Annotated in this window: 1 protein-coding gene; it reads left to right on the top strand. The window is 69.5% G+C overall.

All coding sequences use genetic code 11. The annotated features are described in order from the left end of the window. Window positions 1–821, top strand: an 821-nt coding sequence (locus D7X55_RS39920) for a condensation domain-containing protein (protein WP_233610391.1), incomplete at both ends; no start/stop codon positions are given.

Below are 821 nucleotides of genomic sequence, written 5' to 3'. Positions count from 1 at the left end.
CTGCGCCGCGCCTTCGAAGCGCTGGTGGCCCGCCACGACGCCCTTCGCACCACCTTCCGTGAGAGCCAGGGCCAGGCCGCCCAGCACATCCACGCGCCCGGCACGTGGGCGTTGCCGCTCATCGACCTCTCCACGCTGCCTGAAGCGAAGCGCGAAGCCGAAGCCCAGCGGAAGGTCGAAGCGGATGCGCGTCAGCCCTTCGACTTGCGGAATGGCCCGCTGCTGCGCACCGCCCTCGTTCGGCTGGCGGAAGAAGAGCACCTGTTGCTCGTGACGATGCACCACATCGTCTCCGACGGCTGGTCCATGGGCGTCCTCGTCCGGGAGCTGGTGGCCTTCTACGAGGCCTTCTCCACGGGCCAGACGCCCACGCTGCCTCCGCTGCCGGTGCAGTACACGGACTTCGCGGCGTGGCAACGCAACTGGCTCCAGGGTGAGACGCTGGACGCGCAACTGGGCTACTGGAAGGAGCAGCTTCAGGGGGCTCCGGCCGCGCTGGAGCTGCCCACCGACTTCCCCCGCCCGGCCATCCAGTCCCACGCGGGCGCAACCCTCTCCGTGAGGATTCCGCAGGCGACGTCCGACGCGCTCAAGGCCCTGGCCCAGCGTGAAGGCGCCACGCCCTTCATGGTGCTGCTGGCTGCCTGGCAGACGCTGCTGTCCCGCTACTCGGGCCAGGACGACGTCACCGTGGGCTCGCCCATCGCCGGCCGTACCCAGGCGGAGACCGAAGGCCTCATCGGCTTCTTCGTCAATACGCTCGTGCTACGTGCGCGCGTGACGCCAGAGGACTCCTTCCGCCAGCTGCTTGCCCGGGTACG

Origin of the sequence: Corallococcus sp. AB049A, from assembly GCF_003668885.1 — a bacterium.
Taxonomy (GTDB): Bacteria; Myxococcota; Myxococcia; order Myxococcales; family Myxococcaceae; genus Corallococcus; species Corallococcus interemptor.
The sequence above is the reverse complement of the archived record's forward strand: the minus strand, read 5'-3'. Positions and strand labels throughout refer to the sequence as shown.